At 61.7% G+C, this 21766-nt stretch carries 18 protein-coding genes; 7 read left to right on the top strand and 11 right to left on the bottom strand.

What is annotated here, in order from left to right; translation table 11 throughout:
* Positions 1 to 78: 78 nt before the first annotated feature.
* Positions 79 to 342: a hypothetical protein gene (locus HB676_RS18160; RefSeq protein ID WP_213739230.1), complete on the top strand. Its 264-nt coding sequence runs from the start codon at positions 79 to 81 to the stop codon at positions 340 to 342.
* A 139-nt stretch (positions 343 to 481) separates the two neighbouring features.
* Here the strand turns inward: HB676_RS18160 and HB676_RS18155 are convergent, their stop codons facing one another.
* Both HB676_RS18155 and HB676_RS18150 read right to left on the bottom strand, forming a co-directional pair.
* The gene (locus tag HB676_RS18155; RefSeq protein WP_213739229.1) at positions 482 to 1408 is read right to left on the bottom strand and encodes an amino acid ABC transporter substrate-binding protein; all 927 of its coding nucleotides are present in this window, start codon (positions 1406 to 1408) and stop codon (positions 482 to 484) included.
* Positions 1409 to 1420: 12 nt separating this feature from the next.
* Positions 1421 to 2710: a dicarboxylate/amino acid:cation symporter gene (locus HB676_RS18150; RefSeq protein ID WP_213739228.1), complete on the bottom strand. Its 1290-nt coding sequence runs from the start codon at positions 2708 to 2710 to the stop codon at positions 1421 to 1423.
* Between the two features lie 213 nt (positions 2711 to 2923).
* Between HB676_RS18150 and HB676_RS18145 the strand changes: the two genes are divergently transcribed.
* Positions 2924 to 3925 (top strand): NADP-dependent oxidoreductase, encoded by a 1002-nt coding sequence (locus HB676_RS18145; protein WP_213739227.1) that lies wholly within the window; start codon positions 2924 to 2926, stop codon positions 3923 to 3925.
* A 129-nt stretch (positions 3926 to 4054) separates the two neighbouring features.
* Here the strand turns inward: HB676_RS18145 and HB676_RS18140 are convergent, their stop codons facing one another.
* Positions 4055 to 7204 carry a multidrug efflux RND transporter permease subunit gene (locus tag HB676_RS18140; protein WP_213739226.1) on the bottom strand — a complete coding sequence of 1050 codons (3150 nt, stop codon included), beginning with the start codon at positions 7202 to 7204 and terminating at the stop codon, positions 4055 to 4057.
* Positions 7205 to 7212: 8 nt separating this feature from the next.
* A complete protein-coding gene (locus HB676_RS18135) occupies positions 7213 to 8328 on the bottom strand; it encodes an efflux RND transporter periplasmic adaptor subunit (RefSeq protein ID WP_249780337.1) in 1116 nt (371 codons plus the stop codon).
* Positions 8329 to 8604: 276 nt separating this feature from the next.
* Between HB676_RS18135 and HB676_RS18130 the strand changes: the two genes are divergently transcribed.
* The 3 genes from HB676_RS18130 to HB676_RS18120 all read left to right on the top strand — a co-directional run bounded on the left by HB676_RS18130 (position 8605) and on the right by HB676_RS18120 (position 12245).
* The gene (locus tag HB676_RS18130; RefSeq protein WP_213739224.1) at positions 8605 to 9402 is read left to right on the top strand and encodes a cysteine rich repeat-containing protein; all 798 of its coding nucleotides are present in this window, start codon (positions 8605 to 8607) and stop codon (positions 9400 to 9402) included.
* Positions 9403 to 9492: 90 nt separating this feature from the next.
* Positions 9493 to 10635, top strand: coding sequence for an FAD-dependent monooxygenase (locus HB676_RS18125; protein WP_213739223.1), 1143 nt, complete (start codon positions 9493 to 9495; stop codon positions 10633 to 10635).
* Positions 10632 to 12245 carry a benzoate-CoA ligase family protein gene (locus tag HB676_RS18120; protein WP_213739222.1) on the top strand — a complete coding sequence of 538 codons (1614 nt, stop codon included), beginning with the start codon at positions 10632 to 10634 and terminating at the stop codon, positions 12243 to 12245. Before HB676_RS18125 ends, HB676_RS18120 begins: the two co-directional genes overlap by 4 nt.
* A 363-nt stretch (positions 12246 to 12608) precedes the next feature.
* Here HB676_RS18120 and HB676_RS18115 read toward each other — a convergent pair whose 3' ends face one another.
* From HB676_RS18115 to maiA, 3 genes are read right to left on the bottom strand one after another with little or no spacing between them, the layout of a single operon-like run.
* Positions 12609 to 13799 carry a 3-hydroxybenzoate 6-monooxygenase gene (locus HB676_RS18115; RefSeq protein ID WP_213739221.1) on the bottom strand — a complete coding sequence of 397 codons (1191 nt, stop codon included), beginning with the start codon at positions 13797 to 13799 and terminating at the stop codon, positions 12609 to 12611.
* Positions 13799 to 14308 (bottom strand): MarR family transcriptional regulator, encoded by a 510-nt coding sequence (locus HB676_RS18110; RefSeq protein ID WP_213739220.1) that lies wholly within the window; start codon positions 14306 to 14308, stop codon positions 13799 to 13801. Before HB676_RS18110 ends, HB676_RS18115 begins: the two co-directional genes overlap by 1 nt.
* A complete protein-coding gene (gene maiA, locus HB676_RS18105) occupies positions 14298 to 14930 on the bottom strand; it encodes a maleylacetoacetate isomerase (RefSeq protein WP_213739219.1) in 633 nt (210 codons plus the stop codon). The genes HB676_RS18110 and maiA overlap by 11 nt, the downstream gene beginning before the upstream one ends.
* A 111-nt stretch (positions 14931 to 15041) precedes the next feature.
* Here maiA and gtdA point away from each other — a divergent pair, with 111 nt between their 5' ends.
* Positions 15042 to 16082, top strand: coding sequence for a gentisate 1,2-dioxygenase (gene gtdA, locus HB676_RS18100; protein ID WP_213739218.1), 1041 nt, complete (start codon positions 15042 to 15044; stop codon positions 16080 to 16082).
* 95 nt (positions 16083 to 16177) lie between these two features.
* Here the strand turns inward: gtdA and HB676_RS18095 are convergent, their stop codons facing one another.
* The 4 genes from HB676_RS18095 to HB676_RS18080 form a co-directional block, all read right to left on the bottom strand.
* A complete protein-coding gene (locus HB676_RS18095) occupies positions 16178 to 17011 on the bottom strand; it encodes an ABC transporter permease (RefSeq protein ID WP_213739217.1) in 834 nt (277 codons plus the stop codon).
* A complete protein-coding gene (locus HB676_RS18090; protein WP_213739216.1) occupies positions 17004 to 17777 on the bottom strand; it encodes an ABC transporter ATP-binding protein in 774 nt (257 codons plus the stop codon). The genes HB676_RS18095 and HB676_RS18090 overlap by 8 nt, the downstream gene beginning before the upstream one ends.
* Positions 17778 to 17916: 139 nt before the next feature.
* Positions 17917 to 18876: an ABC transporter substrate-binding protein gene (locus tag HB676_RS18085; RefSeq protein ID WP_249780336.1), complete on the bottom strand. Its 960-nt coding sequence runs from the start codon at positions 18874 to 18876 to the stop codon at positions 17917 to 17919.
* Between the two features lie 284 nt (positions 18877 to 19160).
* On the bottom strand, positions 19161 to 20525 hold the full coding sequence (locus tag HB676_RS18080) for an FAD-dependent oxidoreductase (RefSeq protein WP_213739214.1): 1365 nt from the start codon (positions 20523 to 20525) through the stop codon (positions 19161 to 19163).
* 214 nt (positions 20526 to 20739) lie between these two features.
* Here HB676_RS18080 and HB676_RS18075 point away from each other — a divergent pair, with 214 nt between their 5' ends.
* A complete protein-coding gene (locus HB676_RS18075) occupies positions 20740 to 21714 on the top strand; it encodes a ketopantoate reductase family protein (protein WP_213739213.1) in 975 nt (324 codons plus the stop codon).
* Positions 21715 to 21766: the final 52 nt, after the last annotated feature.

Raw genomic sequence — 21766 nt, 5'->3', positions numbered from 1 at the left:
TAGTGGGCCACATCGATCGCCGTTAACCAGTCATTAACCATACTGGATCGATGGTTTCCGCAAAGCCGGGAGCCTTGCATGAGCGACATATCACTATCCTCGATCGTATCGTCCACCGCTTCTGCGGTCGGAAAGCAGGTCTCCGACCTGAACAAGGCGGCAAGCGCGACGTCCGCAAGCTTCGCGAGCGCTCTCAACAAGGTCCAGACCGCAGTCGGGGTCAAACCCAAGACGGGCTTTACCGCCGGCCCGACCTACGAGGCCAACACCATCGCGGGCCAAACCAAGGCCGCCTTCAACAATACGATCGACGCGACGAAGGCTGCGCTGCATATCAAGTAGGGAATGAAGCTCGTCATGCCCGGGCTTGACCCGGGCATCCATCAATCTTCTTGAGAAGTATTTCGAAGCAGATGGATTGCCGGGTCAAGCCCGGCAATGACGAAGAACTCGCTGCCGCTGTTGCGAGTTTCCCCGATCCCTAATTCCCCGCGCCCTCGCTGTCGTCGAGCGCCTTAAAGGCGTCCTCAAGCTGCGGCGAGATCGCCACGTTGAGCCTCTCGCCGGTGGACAGGCGGGCGGTGAACCACTTGTTATAGAGCGGGATCAGATCGTGGTTGGTGCCGAGCTTGCGGAACGCGCGCTCCACCACCGCGGCCAGTTGTGGCTCGCCCTTGCGAAACATGATGCCGTAGGGATCATAGGACAGATAATCGCCAGTGACGCGAAATTTGTCCTGCGACTTGTGCCGCGCGATCAGCCCGTACAGCAGAATATCGTCGGTCGCGAAGGCGTCGGCCTTCTTGTCCACGAGCATCTGATAGGACTGCTCGTGATCCGGTGACACCACGATATTGAGACCGAGCGTGAACTTCTTGTCGAGCGCATGCAGGGCTTGTTCGTTGGTGGTGCCTTTGGTCACCACGACGGTCTTGCCCTGCAGGTCTTTCGGCGCCGAGATCGTCGAATCCTTCGGTACCATCAATTTGGTGCCGGCCACGAACATCAAAGGCGAGAACGCGACCTGCTTGGCGCGCTCCGCATTGGCGGTGGTCGATCCGCATTCGAGGTCGACCTTGCCCTGGACCACCGCCGGAATGCGATCATCCGAAGTGACCTTGACGTAGTCGATCTTGAGCGCGGAATCGTCGACTTCGACGCCTATTTCGTCGACGATGGCCTGGCAGAGTTCGAGGCTATAACCGATCGGCCGGTTGGACTGATCGAGAAACGAGAATGGCGGCGAACTCTCGCGATAACCCAGATGCACGACATGCGTGCTTTTGATCGCGGCGAGCGTCGGGCTGAGCCCTTCGCCGCCGCTCTGGGCGCCTGCGGCCGTTGCCAGCAGACATGCGGCCAGCAACAGGCCGCCGGCCGCGATCGGCCTGATCGGGAATTGATGCATGCATCCCTCCCCTTAATGTGCCGGCACGGCGTCACCGGCGATCGCGTCGGACGGAACGGCATCCTCGGGGCCGAGTTCATGTTCGGCCTTCAGTTCGCCTTCCCACTTGGCCACCACCGCCGTGGCCAGCGAGTTGCCGATCACGTTCGTGGCGCTGCGCCCCATGTCGAGGAATGTATCGATACCCATGATCATCAACAGACCCGCTTCGGGAATGCCGAACTGGCTCAGTGTCGAAGCGATCACCACCAGCGAGGCGCGGGGCACGCCCGCGACGCCTTTCGAGGTGATCATCAGGGTCGCCAACATCGCCAGCTGGGTGCCGAGCGACATATCGATCTTGTAGGTCTGCGCGATGAAGATACTGGCAAAGGTGCAGTACATCATCGTGCCGTCGAGGTTGAACGAATAGCCGAGCGGCAGCACGAAAGCCGATATCCGCGACGAGGCGCCGAAGCGGTTGAGGCCCTCCAGCGTCTTGGGATAGGCGGCTTCCGAACTCGCGGTCGAGAACGCGATCATCAGCGGTTCGCGGATCAGCCGCAGCAGATGACTGTATCTGGGCCCGATGGCGATAAAGCCGACGATGACGAGGATGCCCCACAGGATCATCAGCGAGAGATAGAAGCCGCCCATGAAAACGATCAGCTTCCACAATACGCCGAGGCCGTTCTTCGACACCGTCGCCATGATCGCCGCCCAGACCGCGATCGGCGCGAACTTCATCACATAGCCGGTGACCTTCAGCATGATGTGGCCGAGGTCATCGATCAGCGACAGCATTTGCTTGGAGCGCTCCGGCGCAGCACCGAGCGCCACCGAGAAGAACACCGCGAACACCACGATTTGCAGGATTTCGTTCTGCGCCATCGCGTCCGCGATCGAGGTCGGAATCAGATGGGTCAGGAACTTCTCAACCGAGAACGCCGATACCGGCAGGCCGGTCGATTGCGCCTTGTCCGGCAAGGCGCCCGGGAAATTGGCGCCCGGCTGCAGCAGATTGACCATCACCAGTCCGAGCAGCAGCGAGACGAACGAGGCGCTGATGAACCAGCCCATCGTCTTGGCGAAAATCCGCCCCAGTTTGGAGCCGCTTCCCATATGCGCGATGCCTCCGACCAGGGTTGCGAACACCAATGGCGCGATGATCATCTTGATCAGGCGCAAAAACAGCATCGCAATCAGGTTTACGTCTGCCGCGATCTCAACTCGAGAATCGGGCATGTAGTTGAAGACAAGTGTGCCCATCACGATGCCAAGCGCCATCGCGATCAGGATGTACTGCGTAAACCTGTTAGACATTTCTTACCCCCGTAAGTTCCACCAGCCGATGAGTTTGGCAGATTTCGGGGCCGACGCAACACGCTTCCGCCGCCGGCCGGCACGCCACAATGTTCTCGTTGTGGAATGGCCGCCCACCGATTAGCCTCGCGCGCGATGCACAATACAAGCAGTTGCGCGTTTCGTGCGCGCCGATTGCATCAAGAACAGCCATATCCAATGGGAGGGAATGCCATGAGCGACGGTGTCAATCGCCAGATTTTGCTGATGGAAAAGCCGACCGGAAAACTTGGGCCGGAGCATTTCAAGATGTCCAAGGCTGGCATTCCAGACGCCAGGGACGGCGAGGCTTTGCTGCGGGTGCGCTATATTTCGCTCGACGCCGCCAACCGCGCATGGATGCACGGCGCAACCTATCGCGCCGCGGTCGAGCCCAACACGGTAATGGCCGGCGGTGGCATTGCGGAGGTCATATCATCGAAAGCCCCGGGATTGGCGCCGGGTGACATCGTGTTCGGCGATACCGGCTGGCAGGATTACGCAGCAGTGCCCGCAAAGCATCTGAGCAAAATGCCGAAGGTCGAACCGATGACGCATCTGCTCAGCGTCTATGGCATTGCCGGCCTCACTGCCTATTTCGGACTGCTCGATGTCGGCAAGCCGAAAGCCGGCGAAACCGTCGTGGTTTCCGCTGCCGCCGGTTCGGTCGGATCGATCGTCGGCCAGATCGCGAAAATAAAAGGATGCCATGTCGTCGGCATCGCCGGCGGCAAGGACAAATGCAACTGGCTGACCTCGGAACTCGGCTTCGATGCCGCGGTCGATTACAAGGACGGCGCGGTGTTCAAGGCGCTGCGGACCGCGGCGCCCAAGGGCATCGATGTCTATTTCGACAATGTCGGCGGCGACATTCTCGAGGCCTGCCTGGCGCAGATGAACAATCGCGGCCGCGTCGCCTGCTGCGGCGCGATCTCGCAATATGATGGCGCGCCCTCCGCCACCGGGCCGCGCGGCGTGCCCGGCCTGATCGTGATCAAGCGCCTTGTCATGCAGGGCTTCATTGTGACGGACTTCATGGGTCAGCGCGACGAAGCATTGAGCGACCTGCAGTCCTGGGTCGCTTCCGGCAAGCTGAAAGTGCAGGAAGACGTCATCAACGGCCTCGAGAATACGCCGAAGGCCTTGATCGGATTGCTCGCGGGCGAAAACCGCGGCAAGCGGATGGTGAAGGTGTAAGCGCAGCAAGCGTAGGGTGGGCAAAGGCGCGTTTGCGCCGTGCCCACCATATACGACGGATACACCGTGGTGGGCACGCGGAGTTTATCATCGGGCGCGCATTCGCGCGACCCGGTGGCTTTGTCCACCCTACGACGGAATTGCCTGAGCGGCTGATTTTGCCTTCCGCTCCGCCAGCCAGTTCTCGAACCGCTGCACCACGACAAAGAACGTCGGAACGAACAACACCGCGAGGCAGGTCGACGCTATCATTCCCGAGAACACGGTAATGCCGATCGACTTGCGCGCGCTGGCGCCGGCCCCAGTGGCGACAACCAGCGGCAGCACGCCCAGGATAAAGGCAAACGACGTCATCAGGATCGGCCGGAAGCGCGCCCGCGCAGCGCCGACCGCCGCCTCGAGCAGTGGCTTGCGGTCGCGCCCATGCAGTTCAAGTGCTACTTCGACAATCAGGATCGCGTTCTTGGCCGATAACGCGATCAGCAGGATCAACCCGATCTGGGTATAGAGATTGTTCTCGATCCGCAGTCCTGTCAGCACAGCCATCGGGCCGAGCAGCGACAGCGGCACCGCCAGGATCACCGAAATCGGCGCGTACCAGCTCTCATATTGTCCGGCCAGCACCAGATAGACCAATAACATCGCCAGTCCGAACACGTAGTAGATCTGGTTGCCGACCTCCTTCTCCTGATACGACATCGCCGTCCATTCAAAGCCGGCTCCCGGTGGCAAGGTCTTGGCCGCGATCTCCTCCATCAGCGCCATCGATTGCCCGGAGCTGTAGCCCTGGGACGGCAGGCCTATGACGGTTGCGGACGGATAGAGATTATACAGGCTGATCAGCGAAGGACCGACCGACGGCGTGATGGTCGCGAGCGTCCCCAACGGCACCATGTCGCCCTGCTGATTGCGCACCATCAGGTTTTCAATGGCGCGCGGGGTCAGGCGAAATTGCGATTCCGCCTGGGTATAGACCTGGAAGGTGCGGCCGAACTTGGTGAACTGGTTGACGTAGGACGACCCCAGATAGGAGGCCAACGTCGAGAATACCTGATCGGTCGTGACATGCAGCGTTTGCGTCTTGATCCGGTCGACCTCGACATCGAACTGCGGAACCTGCGCACGGAACGGCGAGCTGACGCGCTGCAGCGCGCTTTGGGTTTGCGCATTGGCAACGATTGCGCCGGTTACGGCCTGCAGCTTTCCGAAATCGGAATTGCCGTCGCGCAATTGAACCTGCATCGCAAAACCCGCAGCGTTGCCGATGCCCTGAATGGGCGGCGGCGGAATCACCAGGATCCGCGCTTCCTCAATCGCCGCCATCTTCTGGTTCAGGCCGACGAACAGCGATCGCAGATCCTGCCCGGGCCCGCGCTCGCTCCATTCCTTCAGGATCAGATAGGCAACTCCGGCATTGGCAAGGCTCGAACTGGCATCGAGCGCGGAGATGCCGGCGATGCTGACCACCTGTTCGACACCGGGGGTCTTGTCGGCTATTTCGCTGACCTGATCCAGCACGTTCTGGGTGCGATCGAGCGCCGCGCCGTCGGGCAATTGCACCGCGACCAGGAGATAGCCCTGGTCCTCGATCGGAATAAAGCCGGTCGGCACTCGCGACAGGCCGTAGCCGCCGATGCCGATCAGGATCAGGGCCAGGATCACCGACACATTGCTGTGCGCGACCATGCGGCCGATCAATTCGGCATAAGCACGCTCCAGCCGGTTATATATCGAGTTGAAACCGCGATAGAACCAGTTGCGCTTCTCCGGCGGCACGGACGGGCGCAGCCATAGCGCGCATTGGGTCGGCTTCAGCGTCGCGGCGTTGATCGCGCTCAACAGCGCGGTCGCTGCGATGACCAGCGCGAACTGCGCATACATGCGGCCGGTCAATCCCGGCAGAAACGCCGCCGGCAGAAACACCGAGATCAATACCAGCGTGATTCCGATGATCGGCGCGAACAGCTCATCCATCGCCTTGATCGCGGCGTCATGGCCGGACATGCCCTTTTCGATATTGTGCGCGGCGCCCTCGACCACGACGATGGCGTCGTCCACCACGATGCCGATCGCGAGCACGATCGCGAATAAGGTCGACAGGTTGATGGTGAAGCCGAGCGCCGCCATCGCCGCGAATGCGCCGATGATCGTCACCGGCACGGTAGTCGCCGGCACCAGCATCGCGCGCCAGTCCTGCAGGAACACCAGGATCACGACCAGCACCAGCAGGCCGGCTTCGATCAGCGTCTTGTAAACTTCGTCGATCGACGCCGAGACGAATTTGGTGGTGTCGAACGGCGTGTCGTATTTCATGTCTTGCGGAAATTGCTTCGCCAGCGCCGCCATCTTCTTCTCGACCGCGGTCTGGACCTGAAGCGCGTTGGCGCCGGGCGATTGAAATACACCGATGCCGGTCGCCGGCTTCTTGTTGAGCGAGAACACCTGACTATAGGTCTGCGCGCCGAGCTCGACCCGGCCGACGTCGCGCACCCGGGTCACGTCGCCATTGTTGCCGGTCTTGACGATGATGTCCTCGAACTGACTGGCGTCATCGAGCCGTCCGTTGACGTTCAGCGTATATTGAAACGCCTGTCCCGCGGGGGTCGGCGGCATGCCGACTTGCCCCGCCGTGACCTGCTGGCTCTGTTGCTGGATCGCCTGAATGATATCCTGCGGCATCAGATCGCGGACCTGCAGCTTGTTCGGATCGAGCCACACCCGCATCGAATATTGACCTGCGCCGAACACCGTCACATTGCCGACGCCCGGCAAGCGCGACAATTCGTCCCGTATGTTGATGGTGGCGTAGTTGCTGAGAAACAGACTGTCATAGGTCGCGTTCGGCGATGTCAGCGTCACGAACAGCAGGATCGACGTCGATTTCTTTTGGACCGTGACGCCCTGGTTCTGGACCGATTGCGGCAGCGACGACAGCGCGCTCGCGACGCGGTTCTGCACCAGCACCTGCGCGAAGTTCAGATCGGTACCGATCTTGAACGTGACCGTGAGCGTGTAGGTGCCGTCGGATGCGCTGTAGGACTGCATGTAAAGCATATCCTCGACGCCATTGACTTGTTGCTCGATCGGCAGCGCCACCGTGTCGATCACGGTCTTGGCGCTGGCGCCGGGATAGCGCGTCGTGACCTGCACGGTCGGCGGCACGACGTCGGGATATTGCGCGACGGCCAAACTGAACAGCGCCACGCCGCCGATCAGGATCATCAGGATCGCGATCACATTGGAGAGAACCGGCCGTTCGATGAAAAATTTCGAAATCATGCTCGGTCCTAATTCGCTGACGCGTGGCTCGGCTCGATTTTCTGCAGTTGCGGATCGACCTTCTGGCCCGGAATGGCGCGCAGCAAGCCGGCGATCACGACCCGGTCGTCGGGTTTTAGACCGTCTTCGATGACCCGCAGATCACCCTCAAGCTGGCCGGTACGGACCTTGCGCTGTTCGACGATGTTGTCGGCATTAACAACCAAGAGATAGCGGCCGGATTGATCGCTGCCCAACGCCACATCGGGCACCAGCAACGCATTATTCTCCTTGTCGAAGGGCACGCGAACACGAACGTAATAGCCGGGTAGCAAGATACGGTCGGGGTTTGGCAGTATCCCGCGCACCGCGAGCGTGCCTGTCGACAGGTTGATGGTCGGCGCCGCATAGTCGAGATGACCCTTGTGCGGATACCCGGTTTCGGTTTGCAGCCCGACCTCGACCGGCAATTGCGTGAGCTCGCTCGTCGTCATCCCTCGCCGCCTGGCTTCGGCGCGGATCCGCAGCACATCCTGTTCGTTGACGTTGAAATTCACATAGATCGGATCAAGCTGAAAGATCGTCGCGAGCTGGGTCGGCGAGGATGCACCTACCAGTTCTCCGACCGAGACAAGATGCGCACTGACAATGCCGTCGAACGGCGCGGCCACATTGGTGTAGCCGTAATTGATCGCCGCGATCTTGGTGTTGGCCTGGGCCTGTTGCAGATTGGCCTGTGCGTTGTCACGCGTGGAGGTCGCAGTATCGAGGGTCGCCTGCGAAACGGCCTGCCTCGCCACCAGATCGACCTGACGCTTGTAGTCGGTTTCGGACTGCTTCAACGATGCCTGCGCACCGGCTTCGGCGGCCTGCGCCTGTTCCAGTTTGAACTTGTAAGTGTCGGGCTCGATCGTGAACAGCGTGGTGTTTTGTTTGACCAGGCTGCCGTCCTTGTAGTTGATCGATTGCAGCACACCCTGCACCCGTGCCACGAGATCGACGGTTTGAATCGGCGCGGCGTTGCCGGTAGCCTCAAGGAAACGCGTGATGCCCTGCTGGACCGGCACGCCGACCTCGACCTTCGGCGGTGGCGGCGGGACAAAACTGTTTTGTTCGCAGGCGCCCAACACAAGCAACGCCGGCATCACGAAAACAATACGGCGGCCAGCAATGGCTCCTCGCCTCACGCGACCCTTCAACCCGGTGGAACGCGTCGGCTGCATTTCCGTCCCCCACTGCATCTCGGAACCGGGAAGATTTTTGAGAAGGCTTTCCGTTTACCGGAGGATAGCAACAATCCGCTTGCGGTGGAACTCGAAAGAGAAAATGATCCATCCGCGAAAGTTTTGTGACCAATCTTTTTTTGAATTTCACTTCGGTTGAAGCGGCGGCTCCAGCGTCAGCGGGAAGGATTTATTCAAATGATCAATGTGTTGAGACGTGCGACATTTTGTGCATCGCTCGCGGCCATGCTGTTCGCGATGACCCCATCGGCCCATTCGCAGGCGCCGACCGATGCACAGCGCAGCGCAATCCGGGCCCAATGCCGTGCCGACTACGAGGCCCATTGCGCCAGCGTTCCGCCCGGCGGCATGGCGTCGCTGCAATGCTTGCAGAAAAACATGTCGAGCCTCTCATCGGGTTGCCAGACGGCCGTGCGGGCCGTCGAAGCTCCGGCTCCTTCTAAAGCCGAGTCCGCTCCCGATACTGCACCAGCGAAGCCGGCGGCTGAGACTTCCGCAACTCCCAAAACCGCTGCAGCCCCGAAGCCCGCGGCAAGTCCTGCCGCCAAGAAGCCCAGCAGCGCGCAGGTGGCCGCGATACGAAGTGCGTGCCGCAGCGATTATCAGCAAAACTGCGCCGGCGTGCCGACTGGAGGCGCTGCAGCATTGAGCTGCCTGCAAAAGAACAAGGAGAACCTGTCGGCAAGTTGTCAGAAAGCCGTTAATGCAGTCGGTAGTTCCGGCGCACCGGCGGATGCGGCAACCGCCGATCCCGCGGCGATGCCTGCCGCTGCGCCAGCGGCGGCGCTGGTGTTACGGCCGATGCGGCCTCGCGAAGTAATTTTCGTGCTGCGGTCGGGATGCGGCGAGGACGCGCGCGCACTGTGCAGCGATGTTCCACCCGGCGGCGGCCGCATCATGCAATGTCTGGCCGGGCAGCCGGCTTCGTTGTCACCGGCATGCTCAGGTGTCCTGAGCCAGTTCGCCGGTCAATAAACCGGCGGCATAATTCCTCTGGCGCCCTCACGCGGCGCAGATTATTCTCGGCCTAATTCGTCAGCATACTGTCGATCTGGGAGGATCATCGTGCGTATCGCCGTCATTGGCGGAGGCCCCGGCGGGCTCTATTTCGCTTATCTCTGGAAACGGCGCCACCCGGACGCCGAGATCGACCTGTTTGAACAGAACGCGGCCGGCGCCACCTGGGGATTCGGGGTGGTGTTTTCGGAGCAGGCGCTGGAATTCCTGCGCGCCGATGATCCCGACACCGTCGACGCCATCGCGCCTCGGATGGAGAGCTGGAAGAACATCACGCTCCATCTGCGCGGCGAAAGCGTCGCGATCGACGGCGTTGGCTTCTCCTCGATCGGACGGCTTGAGCTGCTCAAAATCTTGCAGCAGCGCGTTCGCGAGGCCGGCGTGATGCCGCGATATGACACGCTGGTTCAATCCCTTGATCAATTGAACGGCTACGACCTGATCGTCGCCGCGGATGGATTGAACTCGCTGGTGCGCCGCGGCTTCGAACATGAATTCGGCGCATCGATCTCGCATTCGGCCAATAAATTTGCATGGTACGGCACGACCAAACGGTTCGAAACGCTGTCGCAGACATTCGTGGCCACCGAACTCGGCGCGTTCAACGCCCATCACTATCGATATTCGTCCGGGATGAGCACTTTTTTGGTCGAATGCGACCCGGCGACATGGCAGGCCTATGGTTTTGCCGACAAGACAGTCGAGCAATCGCAGGCCATATGCGAACGGGTGTTTGCGGGTACGCTCGATGGACATCCGCTGGTGTCCAACAAATCGGTCTGGCGCAATTTCCCGTGGATCTGGAACGAGCGCTGGTCGCACCGCAATATGGTGTTGATCGGCGACGCCCTGCATTCGGCGCACTTCTCGATCGGATCGGGAACGCGGCTGGCGATCGAGGATGCGATTGCGCTGGTGAAGGCGCTGGAGACCGAAGCGGATATGGCCGCGGCGCTCCATCGCTATCAGGCCGAGCGCCAGCCGATCGTGAAGAAGCTGGTGACGGCCGCGCGCACCAGCGCCAATTGGTACGAGACATTCCCGGATCATATGAAACTCGATTTGATGGATTTCGCCTATAGCTACATCACCCGCTCCGGCCGGATCGACGATGCACGGTTGCGCGCGATGTCGCCGGCCTTCATGGCGCGCTATGAGGCGTCGAAACGCCAACGCGGACGCAATGCATGACGCTTGAAATCGACGATCGCGTTCCCTTGAATTGCGCCGGCGCGCAGGAAATCGGCTTTGCGATGCCGGAGCGCTACAATGCCAGCCGGGTTCTGTTCGACAATCTGCCGAAGGGCCACGGCGGCAGAACGGCGCTAACCGGGCCGGCCGGGACGCGCAGCTATCAGGAGCTGTGCGATGAGGCGTCACGCTGGGGCAACGCCTTCCTGTCGCTCGGCCTCAAGCGCGGCGACCGCATCCTGATGTTCCTCGACGATACGCCGGCCTATCCGGCGGCATTCTTCGGCGCGGTCCGCGCCGGCTTCGTGCCGCTATTGATCAACACGCTGACGCCGCCGGACCTCTTGCAGTTTTATCTCGCCGATTCCGGCGCCACCGTCGCGGTCACTGAGGCGGAGTTTGGCGCGCGTTTCGACGCCATCGCCTGCAAGGATACAGCCCTGCGCACGCTGATCGTGGTCAATGGCGACACCGGCGATCACGCGGTGCCGGCTGCATTGATGGCCGCGCATTGGTTGCCGGATATCTCACCCGAGCTAGCCGAAGCCGACACCCATCGCAACGAGATGGCGTTCTGGATGTACTCTTCGGGCTCGACCGGACGCCCCAAGGGCATCGTCCATCTGCAGCACGATATGGCCTATAGCGAAACCGCATTCGCGCGCGATGTGCTGAAACTAAGGCCCGGCGACATCTGCTTTTCGGTGCCGAAAATCTTCTTCGCCTATGGGTTTGGCAATTCGATCACTTTTCCCTTCTCCGCCGGCGCAACAACATTGCTGCTGCCGGGCCAACCGAAACCGTCGGCGATTTTCGAGGCGATCGCGCACTTCAAGCCTAGCGTGTTCTTCGGCTTGCCGACACTCTATACATCACTGACCAAAGCCGACGGCGCCGCGGCGACGGATTTTTCCTCGCTGCGCCTGGCGCTCTCCGCCGCCGAAGTGCTCTCGGTCGAGGTCTTCAACGGCTGGAAAGCGCTCACCGGCCTTGAGATCGTCGAAGGACTCGGTTCCACGGAAGTGCTGCACATCTATCTGTGCAACCGGCCCGAGAAGAAAAAGCTCGGCGCCGCCGGCCTTCGCGTGCCCGGCTATGAAATCGCGCTTCGAGACAAGGACGGCCGCGACGTCGCAGACGACGAGGAAGGCATTTTGTGGGTACGCGGCGATTCCAACACGCCCTTGTATTGGAACCGGCCGGACAAATCAGCCGAAACCATCCGCGACGGCGGATGGATCTATACCGGCGACCGTTTCGTGCGCGACAGCGAAGGCTTTCATTTCTTCCGCGGCCGCGCCGACGATCTCATTAAAATCTCCGGTCAATGGGTCTATCCGCTCGAAGTTGAATTGTGCCTCGCCGAACATCCTGATGTCCGCGAATGTGCGGTGTTTGCCGCTGAGTTGCCGGACCGGCGCATGACGTTGAAAGCGGTGGTGGTGATGAACCGCAGCGGTTTCGACGCCGATGGCACCACCAAGCTGCTGCAGGATTTTGTGAAAGCGAAACTCTTGCCCTACAAATACCCGCGCGAGATCAGGTTTGCGGGTGAATTGCCGAAGACCGGTACGGGCAAGATCGATCGGCAGGCGTTGTTGAGGGTGTAGAAAGATTCCCTGACCCGTCATGGCCGGGCTCATCCCGGCCATCCACGTCTTACTGTCGTCACGCCGCCAAGACGTGGATGCCCGGCTCAAGGCCGGGCATGACGAGCTTTGGTACTGTAGCCCGGATGAGCGAAGCAATCCACCTTCTGAGCAACGCAGCCATGGATTGCTTCGTCGCTTCGCTCCTCGCAATGACGAGCGCGGGAATGCCTCAAACATTCGGTGTCGTCCCGGCCTTGAGCCGGGACCCATACGCCGGGAAGCCTGCGTGGAAAAAGAAAGCCAACAAGCATCTCGCGAAACGCGTGGCCGCGGCGTATGGGTCCCGGCTCGCGCTTCGCCTAGCCGGGACGACGGAGAAACCTAACTCCCCAGTCCCGTGCCCCCATACAGCCACCCGAGATCGCGGTAATAATCCTCTGAACTCTTCGCGCCCATGATGGCGTTGCGCAGGCGGGCGTGCTCGCCGTCGGGGTGATAGATGTGCTCACCGATCGCGCGGGACATCATCTGCACCCGCGCGGTGCGCGGAAAGCGCTGCGCGCGATACTGCGCCAATGCTGTCTCGTGATCGTCGGGATGTGATCCCAGCATGTGCGAGAGACAAACTGAATCTTCCAGCGCCATGCAGGCGCCTTGCGCGAAATATTGCAGCATCGGATGCGCGGCGTCGCCGAGCAGCGCGACGCGGCCATCGACCCAGTTCTCGACCGGATCGCGGTCGCACAGCACCCACAACTTCCAGTTCTTGCCGTGGTGGATGATCTCCTGCGCATGCGGATGGATATGCGCAAACCCGCGCATCACCTCTTCGACGGAAACCGGCTTGCCGGCCACCGGCTCGGGCGCATCGTTATGGCAGGTGATCGCGAGGTTGAACACCTTCCAGCCCGACAGCGGATAATGCACGAGATGGCATTTCGGCCCGGCCCACAAGGTCGCGGCGTTCCAGCGCAGATCTTCCGGCATCTCCTCGGTCGGAATCACCGAGCGATAGGTAGTGTGCCCGGACACCCGCGGCGCCCCGTCGCCGACGACTTTCTTGCGGATGTTAGACCACAGTCCGTCGGCGCCGATCAACAGTCGGCCGGTCACGGCGTCGCCGGACGCAAGCCGCGCCGTCACCGAAGCGCCGTCCTGGTCGTAGCTCAGCACTTCGGAGCTTACGCGCAACTCGATCAGCGGATGATCCTGGCACGCTTTCAACAGGACACCATGCAGATCGCCTCGATGCACCACCGCATAGGGATTGCCGAAACGTTTGCGGAATGGCTCACGCAGATCGACATGGCAGATTTCCTCGGCCGACATCGCATCCATGAAGCGCAACTGGTCGACATAGACAGCCATACCGCGGGCGGCCTCTCCGACCCCGAGATAATCGAAGGCATGAAACGCATTGGGCCCAAGCTGGATGCCGGCGCCGATCTCGCCGAGCGTCGCGGACTTTTCCAGCAGGATCGAGGGTATGCCTTTCTGCGCAAGGCCAAGCGCCGCCGCAAGGCCGCCGATGCCGCCGCCTGCGATCAAGACCGGTGCAACTGACAAAACCATCAGATTGATTTCCCCAGATGTTCGAGCGCGTCTTCGGCACGCAACGGCACCCGCGACGCCTCATTGTTGAGATCGACCAGTTGCGTCATCAGCGCCAGCAGGATTTTGCGATCGGCGGCCTTCAACGGCTGCAGCATCCGCGCCTGCGCGCGCTCGACCGACGACATGATCTCGCGCAGCAGCGCGGTACCGGCCTTGGTCAGATGCAGCAGCTTGACCCGCTTGTCGGTGGAGGCAGGCTTGCGCTCGATCAACTGTTTGGCCTCCAGCCGTTCAATCACGCTGCCAAGCGTGGAGCGGTCGAACGCGATCACGGCAGACAACCTTGTCGCGTCGATACCGGGATGGGTGCGGATGGCGATCAGCGCGGCATATTGCACCGGCGTCAGATCGAACGCCCTGCACTCTTCCATGAAGATCGCGACCGCGATCTGCTGCATCCGGCGAAACAGATAACCGGGCGCGGTATAGACCGCGTCCATCGTGATCGCTGTCGGTTTACTCGGCATCGGGCTGGCGCTCCGGTGCGGCGTCCGCGAACGCCGCGAGATTTTTCGCGGCAGCTTCGGCCCTGAGCAGGCGCGGATAGGCGGCGAGATCGACGCCAAAGCGCCGCGCATTGGCCAGTTGCGGCACCAGACAGAGATCGGCCAGCGTCGGCTTTGAGCCGAAACAAAACGGGCCGTCTTCATGCGCAATTAGAGTCTCGCACGCCGAAAGGCCCTCGCGGTTCGCCCACGCGGCCCAGCCCGTGACCTTCTCTTCCGGCAGGCCAAGCTCGCGCAGCCGCGCCAGCACTTTGAGGTTCTGCACCGGATGAGTGTCACAGGCGAGCGCCATCGCGAAGGCGCGAACTTTTGCGCGCTGCAGCAAATCCTTTGGCAACAGCGGCGGTTCGGGATGGGTTTCATCGAGCCATTCGATGATCGCGAGCGACTGGGTGAGGATCGCGCCGGCATCGTTTTCCAGCGTCGGCACCAGCCCCTGCGGATTGATCGCCAGATAGGCCGGGGCGCATTGTTCGCCCTTGCGCAGATGATGCGGCAGATGGTCGGCGCTTAAGCCCTTCAGGTTCAACGCAATTCTGACCCGATAGGACGCGCTGCTGCGGAAATAGCCGTGCAGCTTCATCGGAACCTCCCCTTCACTTGCCATTGTTTTCTTGTGTTCTTCATTGACGCTATCCACTTTGTAAGTATGCTGTCAATAATTCGAAACCACAAAATTAACGGGAGGCTGGCCATGGAAGCCGTACAGAAGACCCCGGAGCGCGAAGCGTTCTACAAGAAAATCGACGGCGAAAATCTTTCCGCGCTGTGGAACGTGCTGGGTGACCTCGTCACCCCGGAACCGCGCAGCGCCTGCCGCCCGCATCTGTGGAAGTTCGACGCGATCCGCGACTACATGACCGAAGCCGGCAAGCTGATCACGGCCAAGGAAGCCGAGCGGCGGGTGCTGATCCTGGAAAACCCGGGGCTGCGCGGCCAATCGAGAATCACGACCTCGCTGTTTGCCGGCGTGCAGATGGTGATCCCCGGCGACATCGCCCCCGCGCATCGCCATAGCCAGTCCGCGCTGCGCTTCGTGCTCGAAGGCAGAGGCTCGACCACATCAGTCGATGGCGAGCAGACCGTGATGGAGCCCGGCGATTTCGTGATCACGCCGTCGATGACCTGGCACGATCACGCCAACCAGACCAACGAGCCGATGTTCTGGCTCGACGGCCTGGATATTCCGATGGTGCAGTTCTTCGATGCCTCCTTTGCGGAAGCCTCCAAGGAAGACCAGCAGAAGATCAGCCGTCCGCCCGGCGACAGCTTTGCGCGCTACGGCCACAATCTGCTGCCGGTCGACGTCAAGCGTGCGTCAAAGACCTCGCCGATCTTCAACTATCCTTTCGCCTATACCCGCGAGGCCCTGGAAAAGGCCAAGCGGAGCGACGAATGGGATGCCTGCCATGGGCTGAAGCTGAAATACACCAATCCCGCGACCGGCGATTTCGCGATGCCGACCATCGGCACTTTCATCCAGCTCCTGCCAAAGGGCTTCAAGACCGCGCGCTATCGCTCCACCGACGCGACGGTATTCGCGGCGATCGAAGGCAAGGGCCGCTCGCGGATCGGCGACAAGGTGTTCGAATGGGGTCCGCGCGACCTGTTCGTGGTGCCGAGCTGGCAGTGGGTCACCCATGAAGCCGACGAAGACGCGGTGCTGTTCAGCTTCTCGGATCGCCCGGTGCAGCAGAAGCTCGATCTGTTCCGCGAAGATCGCGGGAATGCGTGAGAACCGTCATTCCGGGGCGATGCAAAGCATCGAACCCGGAATCTCGAGATTCCGGGTCTGGTGCTGGCGCACCATCCCGGAATGACGATTGCTATCTACCGCCAGTGCAACAGCCTCGTCTCCAGCCAGTTGATCAACCGCCCCACCGCCAACCCGAACAGCGACAGGATCACGACTCCCGCCAATAGCTGATCGGTCTGCATCAGATTGCCGGCCTGCAACACAAACGCGCCGATGCCGAATTGAGCGCCGATCATTTCGGCACTCACCACCAGCAGGAGTGCGATCGAAGCCGTGATGCGGAAGCCCGCGAGGATAGACGGCAGCGCGCCCGGCCAGATCACCCGGCGCACAATAGAGTGAAACGGCACGTTAAAACTCTGCGCCATCCGGATCAGATTGCGCGGCACGGCATCGACGCCGCTATAGACCGAGATCGCGGTCGAGAAGAACACGCCGAGCGCGATGGTCGCGATCTTCGGCTCCTCGCCGATCCCGAGCCACAGAATCAGCAACGGCAGCAATGCGATTTTCGGAATCGGAAATAACGCCGAGATGAAAGTGATGCCGACACTGCGCGCCAAACTCGAGAGTCCGATCGCGAAGCCCACGATCACACCGGCCAATGTGCCGAGAACCCATCCACTGCCGATCCGCATGATCGACCAGGACAGATGCTGCCAAAGCGCGCCTGACAGCGCGAGCTGATAGATCGCGTTGACGGTCGCGACCGGCGTCGGCAGAAACAGTGAGTTCACAAGCCCGGTGCTGCCGGCCAACTGCCACCCGCCGAGCGCCAGCACCAGCGCGATCCAGCTCGCGTAGCGGCCTGTCTTCGGCGCGAAGCCCGCGCCGCGAAAAGCCACCGGCCGCAATTCAGTCTCTTCGGTCGGCGGCGAGCCCGCAGAATCGTCGGCGCGGTCAAGCATGCTGGACCTCGCGCTCGGCATCAACAGCCTCTTCGCGGATCAGCGACCACAGATCGTTCTGCAGCGTGAGCAGCTTTTCGCGGGCCTGGAGGCCGCTACGCTCGCCCCGCGTCATCGGAATGGTGACGACCTCACGGACCCGGCCGGGACGCCGCGACAGCACCACAATGCGGTCCGCCAGCCGCACCGCTTCTTCCAGATTATGCGTCACGTAGACCGCACCCATCGAGCCATCGGCGAGCAGGCCGATAAAATCCTCCATCAGCAATTCGCGGGTTTGCGAATCCAGCGCCGACAGCGGCTCGTCCATCAGGAGAATTGCCGGCCGCACCGCGAGTGCGCGCGCAATGCCGACGCGCTGACGCATGCCGCCGGACAATTGCTTCGGATAGGTGCAACGAAAATCTGTCAGACTGGTGCGACGCAGCGCATCCGCGACGACCGACTGGCGCGCGGTTAAAGTGAGAGCGGTGTGCAACAGAGGGAATTCGACATTCTCTTCGACCGTGCACCACGGCAACAGCGCAAAATCCTGAAACACGAAGGTCAGCGGGTTCAAGCTTTCCGGCGGCGGTGCGCCACGCAATTGCGCCGAGCCTGAGCTTGGCTGCAGCAAGCCGCCGAGAATAGACAGCAGCGTGCTCTTGCCGCAGCCGGAGGGACCAACGATCGCGACTACTTCGCCCGCGCCGACCGTGAACGACACGTCGTGGAGCACGTCGAGCGCGCCGAAGCGGTGGGTGATGTGGTCGGCGATCAGGTCCATGGGGGCACTCTAAGCCGAATCTCGAACGTATACACCGTGGCCTCATGGTTCGAGACGCGCTTCGCGCTCCTCACCATGAGGGTTCTCCGACCTCATCCTGAGGAGCGGCGTCTTCGCCGCGTCTCGAAGGATGAAGCCCTCAATCCACCTTCACGTAATCCTTGGCCAAAATCGCATCGACACCGAATCCCTTGTCGACAAACCCCTGCGCCTGCAGCCACTCGATCTGGTTGGCGACGTTCTTCACATCAAGCTTGCCGTCGGGATCGATATAGGCGCAATTGCCGACCACCTGCTCCAGCGGCAAATTGGTGTATTTCGCGATGATCTCCAGCAGCGGTTTGGTCTTTTCGTTGATCGGCGCCTTGCCGTCGGCGATGCCGGCCAGAATCACATCGTGATATTCGCGGTCGGCCCGCTCCAGCGCGGCCAGAAGTTTTGTCACCAGCGGCTTGTTGGTCAGGGTTTTCGGCGAAGCGAACACTGCCCCGAGCTGCCACGGCGTCTCGTCGCCGACCCAACCCAATAATTTGGCGCCGCCATCGTCGACCAGCTTGCGCGCGCTCGAGATCGGCAGCAGCGCCGCATCGACGGTCTCGCCTTTCAGCGCGGCGGCGGCGTTCGACAGCGATTGCAGCGGCAGCAATTTGATTTCGGCAAGTTTGAAACCGTATCTGTCGGCGAGCAGGCCGAGCGAATAGTGAAAGCTGGAACCGACCTGCGTCACCGCGATGCGCTTGCCGGCGAGATCCCGGGGCGTCTTGAGGCCGGCCGCATAGGCATTGTTGCTGGCGAAATAGCCGATCAGCGGATAGCCGGCCTTCTCGCGGCTCATGCCGCCGATCACTTTCAGTGTGCCCTTGCCGGCGAGATTATAAAGTCCGGCGGTGAAGGCGGTGATCCCGAAATCGACATCGCCCGACGTGGTCGCGACCGCGATCGGCTGCGCTGCGTCAAAAAACTTCAAATCGATATCGAGACCGGCGTCGCGGAAATAGCCCTTCTCCTGCGCGATGAACACCGGCGCCGACGACGACAGCCGGAGCACGCCGACTTTTGCCTTTAACAATTCGTCGGCGTGGACGTGCAAGGACGCCATCGCCAATAGACCCGCGAACACCAGCCGCACCACACCGGCGCGAGACCACAAATTCATCCAGTTTCTCCGTTTCTTATTCTTATTTGATGCATAGGTGCAGTTTCTCAACAAAGACGGTGAGCCCCCTCTCCCCTTGTGGGAGAGGGTTGGGGTGAGGGGTTCAGGTCCATCGATGGAGCTAAACCCCTCACCCGGATCGCATCTGACGATGCGATCCGACCTCTCCCACAAGGGGAGAGGTGTGCACCGAGCACACGAAAGATTTTCAAATCCATGGTCAGATTTCAAAGCCCCTCGGGAACAGCCTGATCGCGCCCGATAAAGGCTCCCTGTTGTTTCAACTGGTTCTGCAATTTATCGACGGCGATGTCACGCGGCGTCGCGTTGCCGTCGAGCGCGAGGGCGGCGGCGGTGCCGGCTGCCTCTCCCATTGCAAAGCAGGCGCCGGAGACGCGCGCGGCGGACTGGCCATCATGGGTCATCGAGGCGCAGCGCCCGGCCACCAGCAGATTGTCGAGACCCTCGGGCGTCAGCATCCGATAAGGCAGCTGATTGAACCCGCGCGACTGCGGGATCGGCGGGAACTTGAAGATCACGTCGCCCGCGACATGCGATTCCATCGGCCAGCCATTGACGCCGATACTGTCATCGAACGACGCACAGCCGAGCACATCCTCGCCTGACAGCATATGCCCGCCGACGATGCGCCGGGTCTCACGGATGCCAAGCTGTGGCGGCAGGTCGACGATGTAGGATTTCTCGAATCCCGGCACGGTACGCAGGAAATTGAAGGCGTTGACGGCTTGGCGCCGGCCTTCGATCTCCCCTCGCGTCAGATCGTCAGGCTCAAGTCCGTTGATCGCGGTGCCGTCCTCACGCGCCAACTGCGTGAAATTCACCCGCCACTCGACCGGCGAGCGCTGCGGCCGCACGATCGCAGCCTTGCGCGGAAAACGATGCGTGCCGGTGGCCTCGGCCGCTTCCATCAGCGCCGGGATCGTCCGCCAGGCATCGCCGGCCTTGTCGGGATCGATGCCGTTGAGCCGGAACATCATCGACGGATAGAGCATGCTGCCGTTGTTATCGCCGACCTCATAGCGCGCGCCAGCCCAAGCCGCGAGATCGCCATCACCGGAACAATCGATGAAGATGTCTGCGCGCACCGCCTGACGCCCAGCCTTGGTCTCGACCATCAGCGCGTTGATGCGCCTCGCGTCATGCATGACCACGCCGGCGCCGAGCGCGTGAAACAGCACGTCCACCTTGTGGCTCGCCAAGAGATCATCGGCTGCGATCTTGTAGGCCGCGGTGTCATAGGCCTGCGCCAGGATTTTGCCGAGAATGAGATGCGGCGCGTTGAGCCCGCCGAGCCGGTCGATCCGCTCCAACAACTCGGACGCGATGCCTTGCACCACCCGATGCATCTCGCCATGAACGTTGGCATGCAGCCCGCAAAAATTCGTCACCCCGGCGGCAGTCCCCATGCCACCGAGAAACCCATATCGCTCGATCAGGAGCGCACGCCGCCCCGCCCGCGCTGCAGCAACCGCCGCCGCAATCCCCGCAGGCCCGCCGCCGAGCACCGCGACTTCATACTCGCCGTAGAGCGGCACCTGACGTGCGGGTTCTTCGATCGTGCGAGAGGGCAAAGCGGGTTCCAGGGTCATGTACGGGCGAGCAGGCGTTGGGTTTTAGCTCCGACGTTGGCGCTGGTACAGCGTTCCGGCCACCCGCAAAAGGTCGATCAGGCAATTGTGCCCGCCGCGGAAACCCGCAGTATCCGGAAATCCCCACGGTTGCGCGATGGCGCAAGCTTGTGGAAACTGATGTCCTGATCGTTCCGCCCCAAACAGGACTCACCTCATGCGCATTTGTATCTTCGGCGCCGGCGCCGTCGGCAGTCATCTGGCGGTACGGCTGGCGCGGGCGGGACATGACGTCTCCTGCGTGATGCGCGGGCCGCATCTCGAGGCGGTGAAGGCACGGGGCCTGACGCTGCGCGCCGGGAGCACCGAGTTTTCAGCCAATGTGACGGCGGCCGACGAGCCCGCCAAATTAGGCCCGCAGGATCTCGTCATCAGCACGTTGAAAGCAACCGCCTTAGGCAGCCTCGCAACCGGGCTGAAGCCCCTGATGCGCGATGACACCGCAGTGGTGTTCGCGCAGAACGGGATTCCCTGGTGGTACGATATGGGATTGTCGCCCGATCATCCGCGGCCGCCGGACCTGGCCTTTCTCGATTCCAACGGCGCGTTGCGTTCGGCGGTGTCGCAAGGCCGGATTATCGGCGGCGTGATCTTCTCGTCGAACGAGGTTGTCGCGCCCGGCATCGTCGCAAATCTGACGCCGGATCGGAACGTATTGCAGGTCGGCGAATGCGATGACCGCACGACAGAGCGAATTGACCGACTAAGAGCGGCGCTTGAGGAAGCCGGGCTGCAGTCGCCGCCGGTACCACGTATCCGGGAGGCGATCTGGTCGAAGCTTCTGACCAACATGTCGATGTCGGTGCTGTGCCTGTTGACCGGCCAGACCGCGCGCGCCGTTCGGGAAGATCCTGCTTTGGCCGATGTGGTGCCGCGGCTGCTCGACGAGGCCGACAGCATCGCGCGCAGTTGTTTCCCTGACATCAAGCGGGTCCCCAGAAACGGGCCGGCCCCCAACCACAAGCCTTCGCTGTTGCAGGACTACGAACTCGGCCGCGCGATGGAGATCGATGTGCTGGTCCGCGCCCCCGCCGCCTTCGCGCGATCAGCCGGATTGTCGACACCGATGCTCGACATGATGGCCGCGCTTGCCATCCGTCAGGCCCGCGACAAGGGGCTTTATCGGGGCTGACCGTAGACGTCGCGCGTTCGTTGCCACCTCTCCCCTTGTGGGCCTGTTGCGT

It is taken from the genome of Bradyrhizobium sp. dw_411, from assembly GCF_018449695.1.
Taxonomy (GTDB): domain Bacteria; phylum Pseudomonadota; class Alphaproteobacteria; order Rhizobiales; family Xanthobacteraceae; genus Bradyrhizobium.
The sequence above is the reverse complement of the archived record's forward strand: the minus strand, read 5'-3'. Positions and strand labels throughout refer to the sequence as shown.